Here is a 16,770-nt window from a genome sequence, read left to right as displayed (position 1 = left end):
CGTCGCGCTAATAATCCTGGGGTGCTGGGGACCTGTCCACATCTGCGGGCGACGGCAGGCCGTGCGACGACACCAACGACTTTGGTGGGTGGGGATTCGCTGGGTTAACAGCGGGTGTAATCGCGTCCCCTGGGAAGTTTACCGGCTGGATGGCAAATCAAACGTCGCGAACAACGTCGGGTCGAGAAAAACGGTGATGGCGGCGATTCGGCCGGATGCCGCGGTGATGACGTGAATCGAATGGGCCCGCATAACGCCGTCGTCGGCGCGGCGGTACTCGGCCACGGCGGGTTGCGCATTCGCGGCAGTCCGGACCATCACAATGTCGCCGGCCGTCGTAAAGGCGCGTGCGGCAAGGAATTCCATCACGGTGTCGCGGCCGGTGAACCACACTGGCACCGGCGGCATTTCGAGTTTCACGTCGGCTTGCAGCAGCTCGGCCAGCGCGGCCATGTCGGCGTTTTCGAATGCCGCGCAGTAGCGGTCGAGCAATTCGCGGCGTTGGGCATCGTCGGGCTCGGCCGCGGCGTCCTCGCTGGGGGAGACCTCGGCGAGGCGGGCCCGCGCCCGCTGCAGCGCGCTGTTGACCGAGGCCGGGGTGGTGTCCAGGAGTTCGGCAACTTCGGCGGCGCTGAACTGCACCACGTCACGCAGTATCAGGACGGCACGCTGTCGCGCGGGCAGTTCCTGCAGCGCCGTCATCACGGCCAGCCGCACACTGTGCCGCGCCGTCACGGTGTCTTCCGGGGTCGCGAACGCACGGGTGTCCGGGATCGGCTCCAGCCACTGATGGGCACCGGCGCCGGCCTCGAGATCGGCGTCCGGGTCCACCGAGCTGTCGCCCAGACCGGCCGGCAGTACGCGCCGGGCGCGGTTCTCCAGCGCGCGCAGGCATGCGGTGGTCGCGATCCGGTACAGCCAGGTGCGCAGCGCGGCGCGCTCCTCGAACGCCTGATAACCACGCCAGCCGCGCAGGTAGGTCTCCTGGACGAGGTCTTCCGCGTCGTGCACCGAGCCGAGCATCCGGTAGCAGTGCGCGATCAACTCGCCGCGAAACGGGGCCGCGTGCTCGATGAAATCTTCCTGAGCCGGCACGGTCGCACTCCTATGTCTCGCCGGTGGGCCGAAACGCTACTCCTTCTACCGAGCCGTCGAGCCGGCGAAATTCATCGGTGTCGCGGCGATGAATTCGGTCGACGCGCCGTATCTGGACTAGTGGATGTCTAGCCGCGCCGGCGTTGCACCGGCGGAGTTCAACAAGGAAGCGAGTACGGAGATGCCCAACGAGACTCTTGCCGGCAGCACCGCGATCGTCACCGGGGCGAGCCGGGGATTCGGTCGCGCCATCGCGACCGCGCTGACCGAGGCCGGTGTCGAGGTGGTCGGCGTCGCACGCACGGCCGCGCTGCTCGACGAGGTCCGTGGCCAACTTGGCGATTCCTTCGTCCCGGTGGTCGCCGACGCCGCCGATTCGGCCACGGCGAGTGCGCTCATCGACAAGTACGCGCCGCGCACGCTGGTGTTGTGCGCCGGGGCTGCCCCGCAGATGAGCCCATTGCAGGAGCACAGCTGGGAAACCTTCAGCGCCAACTGGAATGTGGATGTCGCACAAGCGTTTCACTGGACCCGTTACGCGCTGCAGCGCCCGCTGGCGCCGGGCAGCTCGGTCATCCTGATGTCCAGCGGCGCCGCGGTCAACGGGTCGCCACTGTCGGGCGGATACGCGGGCGCGAAATCGACCGTCAAGTTCATCGGCAGCTATGCGGCCGGGGAGTCGGACCGGGCCGGGTTGGGGATCACCTTCGTCTCGGTGCTGCCGCGCCTGACGGCGGCCACCGAGCTGGGCGCCACGGCCGCGGCGGCTTACGCCGAGCGGCAAGGCGTCGATCTCGACACCTTCGTCGCATCGACCGGACCCGCGCTGACCGCCGAACTGGTCGGCACGTCGGTATCGGCGATCGCCGGCGCCGAGCCCGGACAGCACGGCGCCTATCTGCTCACCGCGTCGGGCTTGTCGTCCCTGTCCTGACACCAAATCGAAAGGCGGACAACGCAATGGACACACCACCGATCGTGTCGGCCCAGGAGTGGGAGGCCGAGCACCAACGACTGCTGGTCAAGGAGAAGGAGGTGCTGCGGGCCCACGATGCGCTGGCGGCGATGCGACGGCGCATGCCCTGGCTGGCCGTGCAGGCGCAGTACCAGTTTGAGGGACCCGACGGCATGGTGAACTTGCTGGGGCTCTTCGCAGGCCGGCGTCAGCTGATCGTCTATCGCGCCTTCTTCGGACCCGACGTGCACGGTTGGCCCGACCATGCCTGCCGCGGCTGCTCGATGATCGCCGACCACGTCGGGAACCTCGCTCATCTCAATGCCCGCGACACCACCCTGGTGTTCGTGTCGCGGGCACCGCAGCCCGACATCGAGCGCCTCAAGGAGCGGATGGGCTGGCACATGCCGTGGTACACGATCACCGACAGCTTTGACGTCGACTTCGGCGTGCACGAATGGCACGGCACCAACGCGTTCATCCATGACGGCGACCGGATCTTTCGCACCTACTTCATCAACAACCGGGGTGACGAGGTGCTGGGCAACACGTGGAGCTTCCTGGATATGACGGCGCGCGGGCGTCAGGAGGCCTGGGAGGATTCGCCGTCGGGATACCCGCAGTCGGCACCCTACGAGTGGTGGGACTGGCACGACGCCTACGGACAGCACGAGCCGTCGCGATGGTTCGGCGAACCCGATCCCAACGATCCCGCCGATCAGCGGCCGCCGCGCGCCGACCCAACGGGACGCCGAATTGGCCGGAATTAGGTGCGAAAAACACGAATGCGCGGTAGCCGTCCAACGGCTACTCGCGCATTATTTTCCGACGCGTGAATTCGTTCTACAAAATTCGGTGGTGCGCCCTGTCGACCTGGTATCCGGCCGGGAACGACTTCTCGATAACCTGCAGCTGGTGGTCCACCCGGGACTCCAGTTCGAGAACGACACAGCTATCGCCGAGGGATTTTGATTCGAGAACAATGTACCGCTGGCCACAATCGGTGATCGGGTCGCCCGAGTGCAATTTCTCGACCGCAACCGACTCCGGAGTTGCATCTGCCTCCATCCATGACACGTTAGGTCAATTACTCGGGTGAGGGAATAGACGTCTATGTGCTGTCGGCGTGGCGCTGCTTGAAATAGACGCTGACCCGAGAGATCAGGCCGTGTTGGTCTTGCTCGAACAGGATGCACTCGGGCCACGTCGTCGCGATGTCATCGATCTCGAATGTCTCGGACAACTCGGCGTAGGACACCCGGGAGTCGACGTGGGAGACCCGCGCAACGTGTAACCGATGGCCCGCGAGATTGGTGCATACCTTGCGCAAGTAGGCGACGTAGTGCGCCTTGCCTTCAATGACATCGCAGAACGGGCCCTCCCGGGTCAGTCCTTCGTCGGCGATCGTGTCGGCCAGTCCCTGCCAGTCGTGAGCGGCCAGGCATTCCAGGTAGCGCTCGACCACTTGACCGTGCGTGCTCATGTCGCCTCCGCTCGCTGCTGGGTCCACGGTAAGCGCGCCGCGGTGGCAGGGCTAGGTTCTTCGGTATGAGTTTGTGGACCGCGCACTCCGAACACGCGCTGTCAGAAGATGTGCCCGCCCCGCCGGATGCGGTGCGCGACTTCTATGTGGATTTGGACAGCATCAAACTCGTGCACCCGCTGATCGTGTCGGTGGAGTCACTCGAGCGCAGCGAAACGCCGGATGGCTACCGGCAGAGCTACCGGGTGGTCGATCGAATTCCGTTGGGGCCCTTCACCAAGGAGATTACTTACCAGGCGTGCCTGCACGTCCGCCATAGCGGCTACGTGCTCACCGAGGCCGATCAATCCCCGGGGGTGCGCCTGCGCGGAATGGTGAGCTTCGAGCCGATCCAGGAGCCGATAGTCGGCACCCGGCTCACCGAGCGGATCCGGATATCGGCGCCCCGGCTGTTGGCCCCGATCACTCGGCGCGAGGGCGTCAAAGCGCACCGCAAGATGCTGGCCGGCATCCGGGAGCATTTCGAATCCGCCCGAGCGACGGATGGTTAGACGCCGGCGAAGTCGATCACGCCGCGAATGTTGCGGCCCTCGCGCAGATCCGTCATCGCGTCGTTGATCTCGTCGAGTTGATAGTGGCGAGTGACCAACTCATCGAGCTTCACCGCGCCGGCCTGGTACATCGACAACAGCAGCGGCACACTGGTGCGCGGATTCATGCCGCCGTACAGCGCTCCCTTGAGTTGCTTTGCCGAGAGCACCATCTCCTGCAGGACCAGCGGAACCATCGCCTCGGTGTACGGAGTGATGCCGGTGACCACGCAGGTCCCACCCTTGCGAAGCAACCTCATGGCCAGGGGAATCAGCTCCACGTGCAGAACACCGGGAGTCAGGACGACGCGGTCGGCCATCACGCCGGCGGTGATGTCGCCGACCAGGGGTGTCGCCTCCTCGGCGGAGGCGGCGGCATGCGTAGCACCGAAAATCTTCGCCGAATCCCGCTTGTATTCAACCGGATCCACCGCGACGACATATTTTGCGCCGGCGGCGCGCGCTCCCTGCAGGGCGTTCATCCCGACGCCACCGGTGCCGATGACCACCACGGTGTCACCGGGTTGGGTGCCGGCCGTCACCGTCGCGGAGCCCCAGCCGGTGCTGACCCCGCACGATACGAGCGAGGCGGCATGGAAGGGGACTGCGTCGTCGATCTTGATGACCGACCTCTCCGTCAGGACCGCGTACTCGGCGAACGTGCCGAGTTGACCGTAAGCCATCAGGTTTTCGTCGCCGAGATGGCGGCGGCACGTTCCGTCGGTCGGCATCTCTCGGGAGAACAGACTTGCGCCGGCATCGCAGATGTAGCTCTGCCCGTTCACGCAGAACCGGCAATCCCCGCACGCGGGAATGAACGACATCGCCACCCGATCGCCCGGCCGCACCGTCGTCACGCCCGGCCCGACCTCTTCGACGACACCGGCGCCCTCGTGACCGCCGATCATCGGGAACCAGTCCGGCTCAGGGATTCCCGTCGCGGCCCGCACCTCGGCGGTCGGCAACACGTCGCCGGTGAACAGATGGTCGTCGGAGTGGCAGATTCCGGCGACGGCCATCCGCACCAGGACTTCACCGGCGCGGGGCGGGTCAAGTTCGATCTCGCCGATCTCCCAGTCCTGGCCGACTCCGCGAATCACAGCGGCACGACACTTCATTGTGACCTCCTTGATCTTTCGTCACGGCTCACTGCGCCAGGCTGGCGCGCAGTTTCCGCTTGAGTACCTTGCCGTAGCTGTTTTTCGGTAGCTCGTCGACGAATTCGTAACGCTTGGGCCGTTTGAAGCGGGCGATGCGCCGCAGCAGGTGCGCGTCCAAGGCGGCGGGGTCGACCGCGCCGACGATGAACGCGACCACCACCTCGCCCCACTCGGCGTCGGGTGTGCCGACCACGCACGCCTCCGCAACGCCGGGGTGCTCGAGCAGCACCTCCTCCACCTCGCGGGGGTAGATATTGCTTCCGCCGCTGATGACAACATCTTTCGAACGATCGCGCAGCGTCAGAAAACCGCGCGCGTCGAATGAACCCATGTCGCCGGTGTAGAGCCAGCCGTCTTTGAGCGTGGCGTCGGTCGCGTCGGGATTGCGCCAGTATCCGGACATGACCGCGTCGCCGCGGCAGACGATTTCGCCGATCTCGCCGGTGGGCGCCGGGCTGTCGTCGCCAAGCAGCACCGCGACCTCCATTCCCGACCGCGCATAACCGACCGAACCCAGAATCGCGTCGTCGTCGCAATCGTGATCGACACCGCGCAACCCGGTGATCGTCATCGGGGACTCGCCCTGCCCGTAGATCTGCGCGAAGATCGGCCCGAATGCCGCGATCGCTTTGCGCAGGCTTTCGACGTACATGGGCCCGCCGCCGTAGACGATCATCTTGAGATTGGCCGGACGGCCGCGGCCCGTGTCGACCAGTCGTTGCACCATCGTCGGAGCCAGAAATGCACTGACGGCCCGGTGGTGTTCGCAGAGATCGAGGAACTCCGCGGGATCGTAGGAACCGGATTCGGGCACCACCTGACGGGCGCCGCGCAGCACGTACGGCAGGACATAGAGGCCGGAGCCGTGCGACATCGGCGCCGCGTGCACGAGGCTGCAGTCCTCGTCGACAGCGTCGATGTCGGCGAGGTGTGCGACGGTCATCGCCGTGAGGTTGCGGTGCGACAGCATCGCACCCTTGGATCGCCCGGTGGTGCCGCTGGTATAGAACAGCCACGCCAGTGCGGCCGGGTCGGTGTGCGGTGGCGGCGTCGACGGGGTGGCACTGAATCGTCGTGAATAGTCCTTCGAGCCAATGATTTCCGTGCGCGTGGTGACGATCGGCGCGAGGTCGGCGCCGATCTTGGTGGAGGCGAACACCTGCGCGACGCCGGCATCCTGGAAGATCTGCGCCATCTCGAGCGGATGCAGCTTGAAGTTGACCGGGACGACGACGCATTCGGCGGCCCAGATCGCGAACATCAATTCGATGATCTCGGGGCAGTTGTGGGTCGCGATCGCGATTCGCGCATCCGCACCGTGCTGCTGCCGGATCGACGCCGCCAGCCGTAACACCCGGTTGCGCAACTCAATCCAGGTGTAGATTCGGCGGCTTCCGTGATACACGGCGCCGCGATCGGGGAACCGGCTCGCGGCCTGATCGAGCAGCGCGAACAGGTTCATTGCTCGGTCCACCGTGATTCCAGCGCGAAGTCCGACAGATACTTCGTCGAACTCCACCCGCCGTCCACGACGATCGTCTGGCCGTTGATGAAACTTCCGCCCGGTGAGCACAGGAAGGCCACGGTGCTGGCGATGTCGTCGACGCGGCCCAACCGCTGATGCGGGGTCATCTCGGTGTTGATTTTGCGGAATCGCTGGTCCTGCAATCGCTTCTCGACCATCGGTGTCACCGTCACCCCGGGCGCTACGGCGTTGCAGCGGATGCCCGACGCGCCGTACTGGCAGGCGATGTGGGTGGTCAGCGCGGTCAGCCCGCCCTTGGCGGCGGAGTAGGCGCCGCCGCGCAGGCCGCCGACGACGGCGAATGTCGATGTCACGTTGACGATCGCCGAGCCCGGCGCCATGCGCGGCAGCACGTCGCGTGCGAGCCGAAACGGTGCCCGCAACATCAAACCCAAGAAGTAGTCCAGGGTTTCGTCGTCGGTTTCGTGCAGCGGTTTGGGGCTGCCCACTCCGGCGTTGTTGATCAGGAAGTCGATGTGACCCCAGCGCCGCACCGCGAGATCCACGATGCGTCGCGGTGCGTCATCATCGGTCAAGTCGACCGCGAGGGTGGCTACCCGATCCGGATCGTTGATCGTCCTTTCGAGCGCGGCGAGCCGATCCGGGTCGCGGCCGGTGCCCAGGACCGCCATGCCCATCTCGGCGAGCTTTGTCGCGCAGCCCAACCCGATACCGCTGCTGGCCCCCGTGATGATTGCGACCTGCATCTCACCCATCCTCGGTTCCCGCCTTGGTCAAAGACGCTCGGATCTGATGCTTGAGGACCTTGCCCGCGTCGTTTTTCGGCAGCGCATCGGTGATTACGACCTGCTCGGGTGCCTTGAATTTGGCGACACCCTTGCTCACCAGCAGCGCAAGCAGGCTCGCGACGTCCGGGGCGGCGGTGCCCGCGGGAACGATCACCGCGCATGCCCGCTCGCCGGTGCGCTCGTCGGGCAGCCCGACGACCGCGATCTCGGCGATGCCGGGGTGGTCGGCGAGCAGGTCCTCGACCTCTTTGGCCGAGATGTTCTCGCCGCTGCGGATGATGACATCCTTGGCTCGGCCGGTCACGACGAGGTACCGGTCGTCTACCCAGCGTCCGAGGTCCCCGGTGCGGAAAAAGCCCGCGGCATCGAAGGAGTCGTCTTGCGCGTGGCGGTAACCGGCCAGCATCTGAGGTCCGCGCACGCAGATTTCCCCGTCACCGGCGGGTGCGGACTGGTGCGCGACGAGCTTGATCCGGGCGATCCCGGGTCTGCCGTCGGTGTCCGCCGCGTAGTCGGCTTCGTCGGGCCCCGGAGCGCCGACCGTCATGACGGGCACTTCCGTGCACCCGTACACCCGGGTCACCACGGCACGACTGAAATACGCTGCGGCACGGCGGATCAGCGTCGGCGACACGGACGCGCCACCGCAGATGAACACCTTCAAGTCGGGCAGCCGGGTCCCGGCTTGTTCGGCGGCAGACAACAGCTGCTGCAGAAATGGCGTGGCCCCGGCCATGTGGGTACATCGCTCGGCGTCCATCAGGGCGACGGCCTCCGACGGTTCCCATCGGTCCATCAGCACCGCGGTCGTCTCCAGCAGGAGCGGGCATTCGAAGGCATAGATGGAGCCACCGATATGAGCGATCGGCGACGGGACCAGGAACGTGTCGCCCGGCTCGATCATCCAGTGGTCGCGGATCTGACAGATCAGGGCGTGGATCGAATTATGAGTGTGTAGCACACCTTTCGGGCGGCTCGTGGTGCCGGAGGTGTAGAGGATCATGCGCACCGAATCGGGATCCAGTTCGGGAAGCACCGCATCGGGTGTCGGCTGCGCCGCCAGCAGGGCCGCGTAGGGAGTGTGCGAACGGCCGGCGCCGCGGACCACCACCACGTCCGGTGCCGGACTCATCGCTGCCGTCACCCGGTCGAGCATCGCCGCGTAGTCATGCCCGCCGTATTGACCCGGGACGAAAATCATTGCGGTATCGGCGTCTTCGAGGATGAAACGCAGATCGTGGTCGCGCAGCGACGGCAGGATCGGGTTCACCACCATCCCGGCCAGCGTCGCGGCCAGATAGATGACAGCGGCCTCATGCCAATTCGGCAGCATGAACGACACGACGCTGCCTGCCGGCATGCGCGACAGCAGCGCGGTTGCCAACGCGCCGGCCTGCGTGTACAGCGCGGCACAATCCATCCGGACGTCCTTGTCCACCAGAACTATTCGCTGCGGCGATATTTCGGCGGCGGTGCGCAGCGAGTCGGCCAGCGTGGTGCGCACCCAGAGCCCGCGGCGGTATGCCTCGGTGGTGTCCTGCGGGGCCCGGGCGGTCACCTCAACCGGCCTGACCAGCGACGCGACGCATGGTCATCGCGTACCGAAACCTCGACGACAGGTGAGTGTTGATCGTCACCTGGGCCACCTCGCCGTCGGAGGTCGTGTAGGTGCGCCGCATCTGCAGGGCAGCCGTCCCCGCTTCGACGCCGAGGCCGTCGGCCAGTTCCGGCGATAGCAAGACGGCGGCGATCTCCTGATGCAACGCGGCGACACTGACACCGAACAGATCCTCGATCAGCGGAAAAATAGGGCCGGCATGGCGTTGCAGCAGCCTGCCGACCGCGGCGAAACTGCGGCTGATGTAGTACTCGGTTCGGCACATCGGCACCGGCGCGCCGTCGGCTTGCCGATAGCCGCGTACCGATAGCCACTGGGTGCCGACCTCGAGTCCGGTCGCAGCGGCCAACTCCTCGTCGATCGTCACCATCGCGTTGGATTCGATGGTCAGTTGCGCGCCGGACGCGAACGCGAGGAGATCGTCGATCGACATCGCGTCCTGGGCATAGGAACTCGATGCCGGCCGGGGCACCACCCGGGTGCCCGCCCGTGGCCGCGATGCGACCAAGTTGTCCTCGCGCAGCCGGCGCAGTGCTTCGCGGACGGTATAGCGGCTCACCGCGAAGCGCTCGCACAGTTGGTGTTCGGTCGGCAGCTGCGAGCCCACCGGGTAGACGCCGTCGACGATCTCCTTACGCAGCGTGCGTGCGATCTGTAGGTAGCGATGGTCACCCGCGATGATCTGTGGCATCAGCCGCCGTCCTTGCGCAGGGCCAGCACGCTGCCGTCGCCGTCGGCCGAGAGGTAGATCGTTCCGTCCGCCGCGGCGGTGATCCCGGCGAACGGGCCCTGCGGTCCGGAAAACGGCGGCATGCCCAGCAGCGGCTTGGGCGTGATGCCGGGCGGCGGACCGACCGGCAGCCCGGATGCGATCGTGCGCCGTGCGCTACCGTTCAGATCGAACGCGATCAACTCCTTGGCGCCGGCATCCACGATGTAGAGCACTCCGCCGTGTACCAGAATGCCTTGCGGGCGTTGTAGATTCGCGACAACAGTATCGATTTTCGACCCGCCCACCCTGACCACTCGGCCCGCACCGGCCTCGGCGACCAGACAGGTTCCGTCGGCATCGACCGCGACGCCGACCGGCTCACGCAGGCCGGTGGCCAGCACCTCGATACCGCCGGACCGCAGCGACAGCAACCGGCCGGTGCCCAGCTCCGCAAACACCACACCGCCGGGGCCCAGCGCGACACCATAGAGCTGATCGAAACCGTCTGCCAGCAACTCGGTTTGGTCCGTCTCGGGCCGGTAGCGGCTGACCTGACCGCCGGAGGTCGTGACGACGAACTCGCCGGGTCCGCTGGCGACAACGCCGCGCAGGAATCCGGGATAGCCGGGGCTGAACAGCATGCCCGCGGTGTGCAAGGACCCGTCGGGCAGCGCGACGTAAAAGTATGTGCCGTCGGCGATGTAGAGCTGTCCGTCGTATCCGACCGCGAGGTCCAGCGGCCAGTTGAGTCCGCCGGTCAACACGGATCTCGTGGTGCCCTGCGGCGATATCTCGGTGATCTCGCCGCTGAAGTTGGAGACGAACAGCTGCTCGCCGGCGAAGGTGCAGTTGTCCAGGCCGGCATGCAACTGGGCGAGCAGTTGCCGTTCCCCGTTGCGGGGATCGATGCGCAGCACCTGACCGCTGGCCACCTGCGTGGAAACGATATAGCCCCGCGCATCGAACTTGACCGAATCGGGCACGCCGAGATCGCTTGCGACACACTGTGGTTCGCCACCGTCAGGATCGATACGCCAGATTTCGTTGGCGCCCATCACCGGGAAATAGAGCAGGCCGTCCGGGCCGACCTCCATCGCGTTGGGTGAGGGCACGTTCTCCAACAGCACCCGGGGCGGTCCGCCCGCCAGGTCGAGCTCCAGCAGCCGTCCGCCCGCGCGGCATTCACCGATGAACAACCGGCCCTGGTGAAAGGTGATGCCATTGGCCGACGGCACGTCGTCGCGCAGCACCCGCGTCCGGCCGCCGATGTCGCACACGCTGACCCGGCCGTCCATCACCTCGGTCGCGTACAGGTTGCCGTTGGCGTCGAACGCGACGTCGTCGGGCGCCACGATGTCGCCGCCCTTGGGGCTGGTGGTCACGAGTTCCCCGGTGCGGGGATCCAGCGCGCTGATCTGACTGCCGGTGACCTGGGCGATGTAGATGCGACCGTCCGGGCCGGTCCGCAACCCGTTGGCGCCGAACAGCCGACTGGGCGCGGTGATTCGTTCGAGCTCCCAACCTTCGGCGACGTTCACCGGCTGCGTCACCGGGTACCGCGAGGGCTGCGTTGAGATCATCGCCATTGACTCGCCCAGGTCCTTCCCTCAGCCGTGTGGGCTGGACGTTATCAATTCGTGTTAGTCCAGACAATAGCCGCGTAAGTGTCGCGTCCCGGCCTTGACAGTCAAGTCCGCCGATCGGAATAGTGTTCTCCAACGGGCAGAATGCCATATTTTGTCCGGACAAAACAGGTGATAGATCTGGCTGCGGACGATGACGACAGGACACGTCCAAGGCGGGCGAAAGCAGGTCATGGACGATCTTCTGGGGCGCCTCCTAGGGTTGGAAGGCCGCGTCGTAGTGATCTCCGGTGCCGGCGGCGGCGGCATCGGTACAACCGTCACGGCCATGGCCGCCCGGGCTGGCGCCACCGTGATCGCGGTCAGCCGGTCGAAGGAAAACCTGGACCAGCACATCGATCCGCTGGCCGCCCGCGGGCTGGCCGTGGTGCCTGTCGTCGCCGACGCGTCCACCGATGAGGGCATCGCCACGGTGATCGACCACGCACGCCGCGCCAAAGGCAGCTTGTACGGGCTGGTCAACGTCGCCGGCGGCGCGCAACCGTCGACGTGGATGCCGTCAACGCGGGTGACGCGCAGCGACTGGCGCAAGATCTTCGCCGACAATCTCGAAACGGCGTTCTTCATGAGCCAGGCCGTGGCGCGCGAACTGGTCGCACAGCGACAGCCGGGGTCGATCGTGTCGATCTCCTCGATCAGTGGCATGAACACCGCTCCGTTTCACGTCGCCTACGGGACCGCCAAAGCCGCGATCGTCGCGATGACCCGCACGATGGCCGTCGAGTTGGCGGAGTCGGGAATCCGGGTGAACGCGGTGGCGCCCGGCGTCACCGAGACCGCGGCGTCGCGCACTTATGTCGAAGAGGATCCCGAGCGGGACCGGCAGGCGATCGCGATGGGCCGGCGTGGCCGGCCCGAGGAGCAGGCCGGCGCGATCCTGTTCCTGCTCTCCGAGATGTCGAGCTATCTCACCGGTCAGACGCTGCTCGTCGACGGCGGTCTGAACCTCAAGTGGACCCATCTCGGCACCGACAACACATCGCTATTCCTCAAGGACGAAACCTTTCGCGCCGAGATTAGGAGGATGTGATGACCGACCTGGCACCAGGCGTGAATTCCGAAGTGGCTGAGGAACTATCGACACCGATGACCATCGGCGTCGAGGCATACATATCCGAGGACTATGCCCGCGCCGAGCGTGACAAGTTGTGGCGCCGGGTCTGGCAGCAGGTCGGCCGCGTCGAAGAGTTGCCCGAGGTGGGCAGTTACCTCACCTACGACATCCTCGACGACTCGATCATCGTGGTGCGCACCGGCAGCGACGAATTTCACGCGCACCATAACGTCTGCATGCATCGTGGCCGCCGGCTGATCGACACTCCCGAGGGCGCCAAAAACGCCTGCGGCCGCGCCCGGAAGTCGTTCGTGTGCGGCTTTCACGGTTGGAGCTACGGTCTGGACGGCACCTGCACTCACATCCGTGAACAGCAGGACTGGCAGGAAGCGCTGACACCGGACAACACCCATCTGCGGCCCGTCCGCGTCGACACCTGGGGCGGGTGGTTGTGGATCAACATGGACCCGGACTGCGAGCCGTTGGCCGACTTCCTGTTCCCCGCCGCGAAGATTCTCGACCCGTTCGGCTTGGAGAACATGCGTTACAAATGGCGCAAGTGGCTGACCTTCGATTGCAACTGGAAAGTCGCACTGGAGGCGTTCAACGAGACCTACCACGTCTACACCACGCATCCGGAGTTCAATAGGTTCGGCGAGTTCAAGGGCTGGGCGAAAGCGCAAGGCAAGCACAGCAATATCGGCTACGACGCCCCGGAGGACCTCGCGGCGACCAAGTCCAAAATCCGCCTTGGCACCGGGGACGATCCCCGGGTGTCAACGGCCCAGATGCAGATCTACACGATGGAGGAAACCAACACCTCCACCACCGAGACGCTGGTGAACGCCGCCAAACGATTGGTCGACGAACTGCCCGCGGGCACGCCGGCAGACAAGGTCCTCGAACATTGGCTGGCCTCGGCGCGCCGCGACGACGAGGCCCGCGGCGTGATCTGGCCGACGATTCCGTCCGACATCCTCGGGCAAGCCGGCACCGCGTGGCAGATCTTCCCGAACTTCCAGATCGGTCAGGGCCTAACGGTCGCGCTGTGCTACGGCGCGCGGCCGCACCCCAGCTACAACCCGGATAAGTGCATCTTCGAGGTGTCGGTCTTCGAGCTCTACCCGAACGGGCAAGAGCCGCAAACACAGTGGGAGTACACGCCGGTCGGTGACCCGAGCTGGCGGTCGGTGCTTCCGCAGGACTTCGCCAATATGGCCGCGGTCCAGCAGGGCATGAAATCGCTGGGCTTCGGCGGCACCAAGCCCAACCCATACCGGGAACGCAGCACGGTCAACTTGCACTACCAATTATCGAAGTATATGGGTGCCGGTGAGCCCCAAGAGCTTTCAGGCAAGGAGCACCCACGGGCATGACCCCCGGCACGGACGAGCACCAAGACGGTTGCGGGCCGACTCAGACACCCGACGACTTCGACATCGCCGCGCTGCGCGAGAAATATGCCCGCGAGCGCGAAAAGCGGCTGCGCAAGGAAGGTTCCAAGCAGTACATCGAGCTGGAGGACGACTTCGCCGGTTACTACGAAGTCGATCCCTACACACCCGCGATGCCGCGTGAACCGATTTCGGAAGACATCGACGTCGCGGTGCTCGGCGGCGGATTCGGGGGCCTGCTGTCGGCTGCCTACCTGAAGAAAGCCGGCGTCGACGACGTGCGGATCATCGAACTCGGCGGCGATTTCGGCGGTGTCTGGTATTGGAACCGCTATCCCGGCATCCAGTGCGACAACGAATCCTACTGCTATATCCCGCTTCTGGAAGAGCTGGATTTCATGCCGTCGAAGAAGTTCGCCGACGGTGCCGAGATCTATCAGCATTGCCGCAACATCGGCAAGCATTTCGGACTCTACGATTCGGCGATCTTCTCCACTCAGGTGCGCGACCTGCGGTGGGACCAGGAGATCAAGCGCTGGCGAATCAGCACCAACCGCGACGACGATATCCGCGCCCGGTTCGTGGTGCTGGCATCGGGCCCCTTCCACCGTCCGAAACTGCCCGGCATTGCCGGGATCACGGACTTCAAGGGGCATGCGTTCCATTCGTCGAGGTGGGATTACGACTACACCGGCGGCGACGCCGGCGGGGGCTTGACCAAGCTCGCCGACAAGAAGGTTGCCGTCATCGGCACCGGAGCCACCGCGATTCAGATCGTCCCGTTCCTGGCCCGAGACGCCGAGCACCTCTACGTTTTCCAGCGCACCCCGTCGACCGTCGACGAGCGCAACAACGCCGCGACCGATCCGGAATGGGTCAAGACGCTGCGTCCGGGCTGGCAGCGCGAACGTCAGCGCAACTTCCACTCGTGGACGTTCGAGGGCATGGCGCTGGGTCAGCCGGATCTGGTGTGCGACTTCTGGACCGAGCTGGGGCGCAATACCGCGGCCCGGGTGCTCGCACTGGACGATCCCGCGTCGATGACGCCCGAGCAGTTCATGGCGATCCGCGAGGAAGAGGACTACAAGCTGATGGAGCGGCTGCGGCGCCGCATCGACGCGATTGTCGACGACCCACGGACGGCCGAGGCGCTCAAACCCTACTACCGCTTTCTGTGCAAGCGGCCGCTGTCCAACGACGAATACCTGCCGATGTTCAACCGCCCTAACGTCACCCTCGTCGACGTCTCCGATTCCAAAGGCGTGGAACACATCACCGAAAACGGTCTGGTCGCCGGTGGCGTCGAGTACGAGGTCGACTGCATCATCTACGCCAGCGGCTTCGAGATCACGACCGAGATCAGCCGCCGCTACTCGATCGAAGCGATCGAGGGCCGCGACGGACTGTCGCTGTTCGACTACTGGCATGACGGCTACAAGACGCTGCACGGGATGACCAGCCGTGGCTTCCCGAACCAGTTCTATACCGGGTTCACCCAGGTCGGCATCTCGGCCAACATCGCGGCCAACTACGAGCTGCAGGGCGAGCACATCGCCTACATCATCGCCGAGGCGATGAAGCGGGGCGCCACCACCGTGGAACCCAGTCAAGCGGCACAACAGCAATGGTGCACGACGATCCGGGAAACCGCGATAGACAATTCGGCGTTCGACGCGCAGTGCACGCCGGGCTATTACAACAACGAAGGCGGTGGCGGAGGGGAGGGCATCCGGTCACACCTCGGCGAGCCCTACGGTCCCGGGTTCTACGCCTTCGAGGACTTGCTGCGGGTGTGGCGCGACAAGGGTGACCTGCAGGGTTTGGAGCTCGGCACGTGACCGAAAAACCGGACGCCCACTTACGATTCGACGACCGCGTCGCCGTGGTGACCGGAGCCGGCCGCGGCTTGGGACGCGCCTACGCGCAGCTGCTCGCCGCGCGCGGAGCCAAGGTGGTCGTCAACGACGTCGGCGGCAGCCTCGACGGTGCCGGGGTCGATGCCGGCCCGGCCGAGCGGGTGGTCGAAGAGATCACCGCGGCCGGGGGAGCTGCCGTCGCGTGCAGCGCGTCGGTTGCGACCCGAGAAGGTGGCGAGGCGATCGTTGCGTCCGCACTCGAAAACTTCGGCCGGATAGACATACTGGTGCACAACGCCGGCAACGTCCGTCGCGGCTCATTGAAGGACATGAGCTACGAGGACTTCGACGCCGTGCTCGACGTTCACCTGCGCGGCGCGTTCCACGTGGTGCGGCCGGCGTTTCCGCTCATGTGCGCGGCAGGCTACGGCCGCATCGTGCTGACGTCGTCGATCGGCGGTCTGTACGGAAACCACAACGTGGCCAACTACGCGGCGGCCAAGGCCGGTGTGATCGGGCTGTCCAACGTCGCCGCGCTCGAAGGCGCCGCCGAGGGTGTGCAATGCAACGTGATCGTGCCGGCCGCGCTGACACGCATGGCCGAGGGCATCGACACCTCGGCCTATCCACCGATGGGTGCGGAACTTGTTGCACCCGTGGTGGGTTGGCTTGCCCACGAGTCGTGCTCGGTGACCGGTGAACTGTTCATCGCGCTGGCGGGGCGGGTAGCCCGCGCGGTCATCGCGGAAAGCCCGGGCGTGTGCCGGCCAGCGTGGACGATCGAGGACGTCGACAGCCACCTGGACGCGATCCGGTATGTCGAAGCGCCGCTGATCTTTCCGGTTGCCCAGGACGGCCACAACGAGCACATTCGCTACAGCTTCGAGCTGGCTCAGAGGTCCAACGACCAAGGAGCGCTTCGTGGCTAGCCCGACG

General features: G+C 65.7%; 16 protein-coding genes. 7 read left to right on the top strand and 9 right to left on the bottom strand.

The features are described from left to right. Positions 1-138: 138 nt before the first annotated feature. A complete protein-coding gene (locus tag AAHS21_RS04410; RefSeq protein WP_342926448.1) occupies positions 139-1,095 on the bottom strand; it encodes a sigma-70 family RNA polymerase sigma factor in 957 nt (318 codons plus the stop codon). Positions 1,096-1,276: 181 nt separating this feature from the next. On the opposite strand from AAHS21_RS04410, the gene AAHS21_RS04405 reads away from it, so the two are divergent. Beyond that, positions 1,277-2,029 (top strand): SDR family oxidoreductase, encoded by a 753-nt coding sequence (locus AAHS21_RS04405; RefSeq protein ID WP_342926575.1) that lies wholly within the window; start codon positions 1,277-1,279, stop codon positions 2,027-2,029. 26 nt (positions 2,030-2,055) lie between these two features. Next, the gene (locus AAHS21_RS04400; protein ID WP_342926447.1) at positions 2,056-2,820 is read left to right on the top strand and encodes a DUF899 domain-containing protein; all 765 of its coding nucleotides are present in this window, start codon (positions 2,056-2,058) and stop codon (positions 2,818-2,820) included. Positions 2,821-2,893: 73 nt separating this feature from the next. Here AAHS21_RS04400 and AAHS21_RS04395 read toward each other — a convergent pair whose 3' ends face one another. Next, positions 2,894-3,118, bottom strand: coding sequence for a hypothetical protein (locus tag AAHS21_RS04395; RefSeq protein WP_036465859.1), 225 nt, complete (start codon positions 3,116-3,118; stop codon positions 2,894-2,896). Positions 3,119-3,161: 43 nt separating this feature from the next. Beyond that, positions 3,162-3,533 (bottom strand): nuclear transport factor 2 family protein, encoded by a 372-nt coding sequence (locus AAHS21_RS04390; RefSeq protein WP_342926446.1) that lies wholly within the window; start codon positions 3,531-3,533, stop codon positions 3,162-3,164. A 65-nt stretch (positions 3,534-3,598) separates the two neighbouring features. Here AAHS21_RS04390 and AAHS21_RS04385 point away from each other — a divergent pair, with 65 nt between their 5' ends. Beyond that, a complete protein-coding gene (locus AAHS21_RS04385) occupies positions 3,599-4,084 on the top strand; it encodes an SRPBCC family protein (protein WP_342926445.1) in 486 nt (161 codons plus the stop codon). Here AAHS21_RS04385 and AAHS21_RS04380 read toward each other — a convergent pair. From AAHS21_RS04380 to AAHS21_RS04355, 6 genes are read right to left on the bottom strand one after another with little or no spacing between them, the layout of a single operon-like run. Then, positions 4,081-5,241 carry an NDMA-dependent alcohol dehydrogenase gene (locus tag AAHS21_RS04380; RefSeq protein ID WP_342926444.1) on the bottom strand — a complete coding sequence of 387 codons (1,161 nt, stop codon included), beginning with the start codon at positions 5,239-5,241 and terminating at the stop codon, positions 4,081-4,083. The genes AAHS21_RS04385 and AAHS21_RS04380 overlap by 4 nt on opposite strands. 28 nt (positions 5,242-5,269) lie before the next feature. After that, positions 5,270-6,745, bottom strand: coding sequence for an AMP-binding protein (locus AAHS21_RS04375; RefSeq protein ID WP_342926443.1), 1,476 nt, complete (start codon positions 6,743-6,745; stop codon positions 5,270-5,272). Further along, positions 6,742-7,524: an SDR family oxidoreductase gene (locus tag AAHS21_RS04370; RefSeq protein WP_342926442.1), complete on the bottom strand. Its 783-nt coding sequence runs from the start codon at positions 7,522-7,524 to the stop codon at positions 6,742-6,744. The genes AAHS21_RS04375 and AAHS21_RS04370 overlap by 4 nt, the downstream gene beginning before the upstream one ends. Beyond that, complete coding sequence (locus tag AAHS21_RS04365; protein WP_342926441.1) at positions 7,517-9,115, bottom strand: AMP-binding protein; 1,599 nt, start codon at positions 9,113-9,115, stop codon at positions 7,517-7,519. The genes AAHS21_RS04370 and AAHS21_RS04365 overlap by 8 nt, the downstream gene beginning before the upstream one ends. 1 nt (position 9,116) lies before the next feature. After that, complete coding sequence (locus AAHS21_RS04360) at positions 9,117-9,866, bottom strand: GntR family transcriptional regulator (RefSeq protein WP_342926440.1); 750 nt, start codon at positions 9,864-9,866, stop codon at positions 9,117-9,119. Next, the gene (locus tag AAHS21_RS04355; protein WP_342926439.1) at positions 9,866-11,473 is read right to left on the bottom strand and encodes an SMP-30/gluconolactonase/LRE family protein; all 1,608 of its coding nucleotides are present in this window, start codon (positions 11,471-11,473) and stop codon (positions 9,866-9,868) included. Before AAHS21_RS04355 ends, AAHS21_RS04360 begins: the two co-directional genes overlap by 1 nt. Before the next feature lie 229 nt (positions 11,474-11,702). Here AAHS21_RS04355 and AAHS21_RS04350 point away from each other — a divergent pair, with 229 nt between their 5' ends. Genes AAHS21_RS04350 through AAHS21_RS04335 form a run of 4 tightly spaced genes read left to right on the top strand, consistent with a single transcriptional unit; the run spans position 11,703 to position 16,763 of the window. Continuing rightward, positions 11,703-12,560 (top strand): SDR family oxidoreductase, encoded by an 858-nt coding sequence (locus AAHS21_RS04350; protein ID WP_342926438.1) that lies wholly within the window; start codon positions 11,703-11,705, stop codon positions 12,558-12,560. Beyond that, complete coding sequence (locus AAHS21_RS04345; RefSeq protein ID WP_342926437.1) at positions 12,560-13,960, top strand: aromatic ring-hydroxylating dioxygenase subunit alpha; 1,401 nt, start codon at positions 12,560-12,562, stop codon at positions 13,958-13,960. Before AAHS21_RS04350 ends, AAHS21_RS04345 begins: the two co-directional genes overlap by 1 nt. Continuing rightward, positions 13,957-15,816 (top strand): NAD(P)/FAD-dependent oxidoreductase, encoded by a 1,860-nt coding sequence (locus AAHS21_RS04340; protein ID WP_342926436.1) that lies wholly within the window; start codon positions 13,957-13,959, stop codon positions 15,814-15,816. Before AAHS21_RS04345 ends, AAHS21_RS04340 begins: the two co-directional genes overlap by 4 nt. Beyond that, the gene (locus tag AAHS21_RS04335) at positions 15,813-16,763 is read left to right on the top strand and encodes an SDR family NAD(P)-dependent oxidoreductase (protein ID WP_342926435.1); all 951 of its coding nucleotides are present in this window, start codon (positions 15,813-15,815) and stop codon (positions 16,761-16,763) included. The genes AAHS21_RS04340 and AAHS21_RS04335 overlap by 4 nt, the downstream gene beginning before the upstream one ends. Positions 16,764-16,770 lie beyond the last annotated feature (7 nt).

It is taken from the genome of Mycobacterium sp. 050272, assembly GCF_039023525.1.
GTDB lineage: Bacteria > Actinomycetota > Actinomycetes > Mycobacteriales > Mycobacteriaceae > Mycobacterium.
This window is presented reverse-complemented; position numbering and strand designations above follow the sequence as displayed.

What these genes read in the sequence shown, in the direction of transcription:
- AAHS21_RS04405 (WP_342926575.1), top strand. Translation starts at nt 1,277, where the DNA reads ATGCCCAACGAGACTCTTGCCGGCAGCACCGCGATCGTCACCGGGGCG.
- AAHS21_RS04400 (WP_342926447.1), top strand. Translation starts at nt 2,056, where the DNA reads ATGGACACACCACCGATCGTGTCGGCCCAGGAGTGGGAGGCCGAGCAC.
- AAHS21_RS04395 (WP_036465859.1), bottom strand. Translation starts at nt 3,118, where the DNA reads ATGGAGGCAGATGCAACTCCGGAGTCGGTTGCGGTCGAGAAATTGCAC.
- AAHS21_RS04390 (WP_342926446.1), bottom strand. Translation starts at nt 3,533, where the DNA reads ATGAGCACGCACGGTCAAGTGGTCGAGCGCTACCTGGAATGCCTGGCC.
- AAHS21_RS04385 (WP_342926445.1), top strand. Translation starts at nt 3,599, where the DNA reads ATGAGTTTGTGGACCGCGCACTCCGAACACGCGCTGTCAGAAGATGTG.
- AAHS21_RS04380 (WP_342926444.1), bottom strand. Translation starts at nt 5,241, where the DNA reads ATGAAGTGTCGTGCCGCTGTGATTCGCGGAGTCGGCCAGGACTGGGAG.
- AAHS21_RS04375 (WP_342926443.1), bottom strand. Translation starts at nt 6,745, where the DNA reads ATGAACCTGTTCGCGCTGCTCGATCAGGCCGCGAGCCGGTTCCCCGAT.
- AAHS21_RS04370 (WP_342926442.1), bottom strand. Translation starts at nt 7,524, where the DNA reads ATGGGTGAGATGCAGGTCGCAATCATCACGGGGGCCAGCAGCGGTATC.
- AAHS21_RS04360 (WP_342926440.1), bottom strand. Translation starts at nt 9,866, where the DNA reads ATGCCACAGATCATCGCGGGTGACCATCGCTACCTACAGATCGCACGC.
- AAHS21_RS04355 (WP_342926439.1), bottom strand. Translation starts at nt 11,473, where the DNA reads ATGGCGATGATCTCAACGCAGCCCTCGCGGTACCCGGTGACGCAGCCG.
- AAHS21_RS04350 (WP_342926438.1), top strand. Translation starts at nt 11,703, where the DNA reads ATGGACGATCTTCTGGGGCGCCTCCTAGGGTTGGAAGGCCGCGTCGTA.
- AAHS21_RS04345 (WP_342926437.1), top strand. Translation starts at nt 12,560, where the DNA reads ATGACCGACCTGGCACCAGGCGTGAATTCCGAAGTGGCTGAGGAACTA.
- AAHS21_RS04340 (WP_342926436.1), top strand. Translation starts at nt 13,957, where the DNA reads ATGACCCCCGGCACGGACGAGCACCAAGACGGTTGCGGGCCGACTCAG.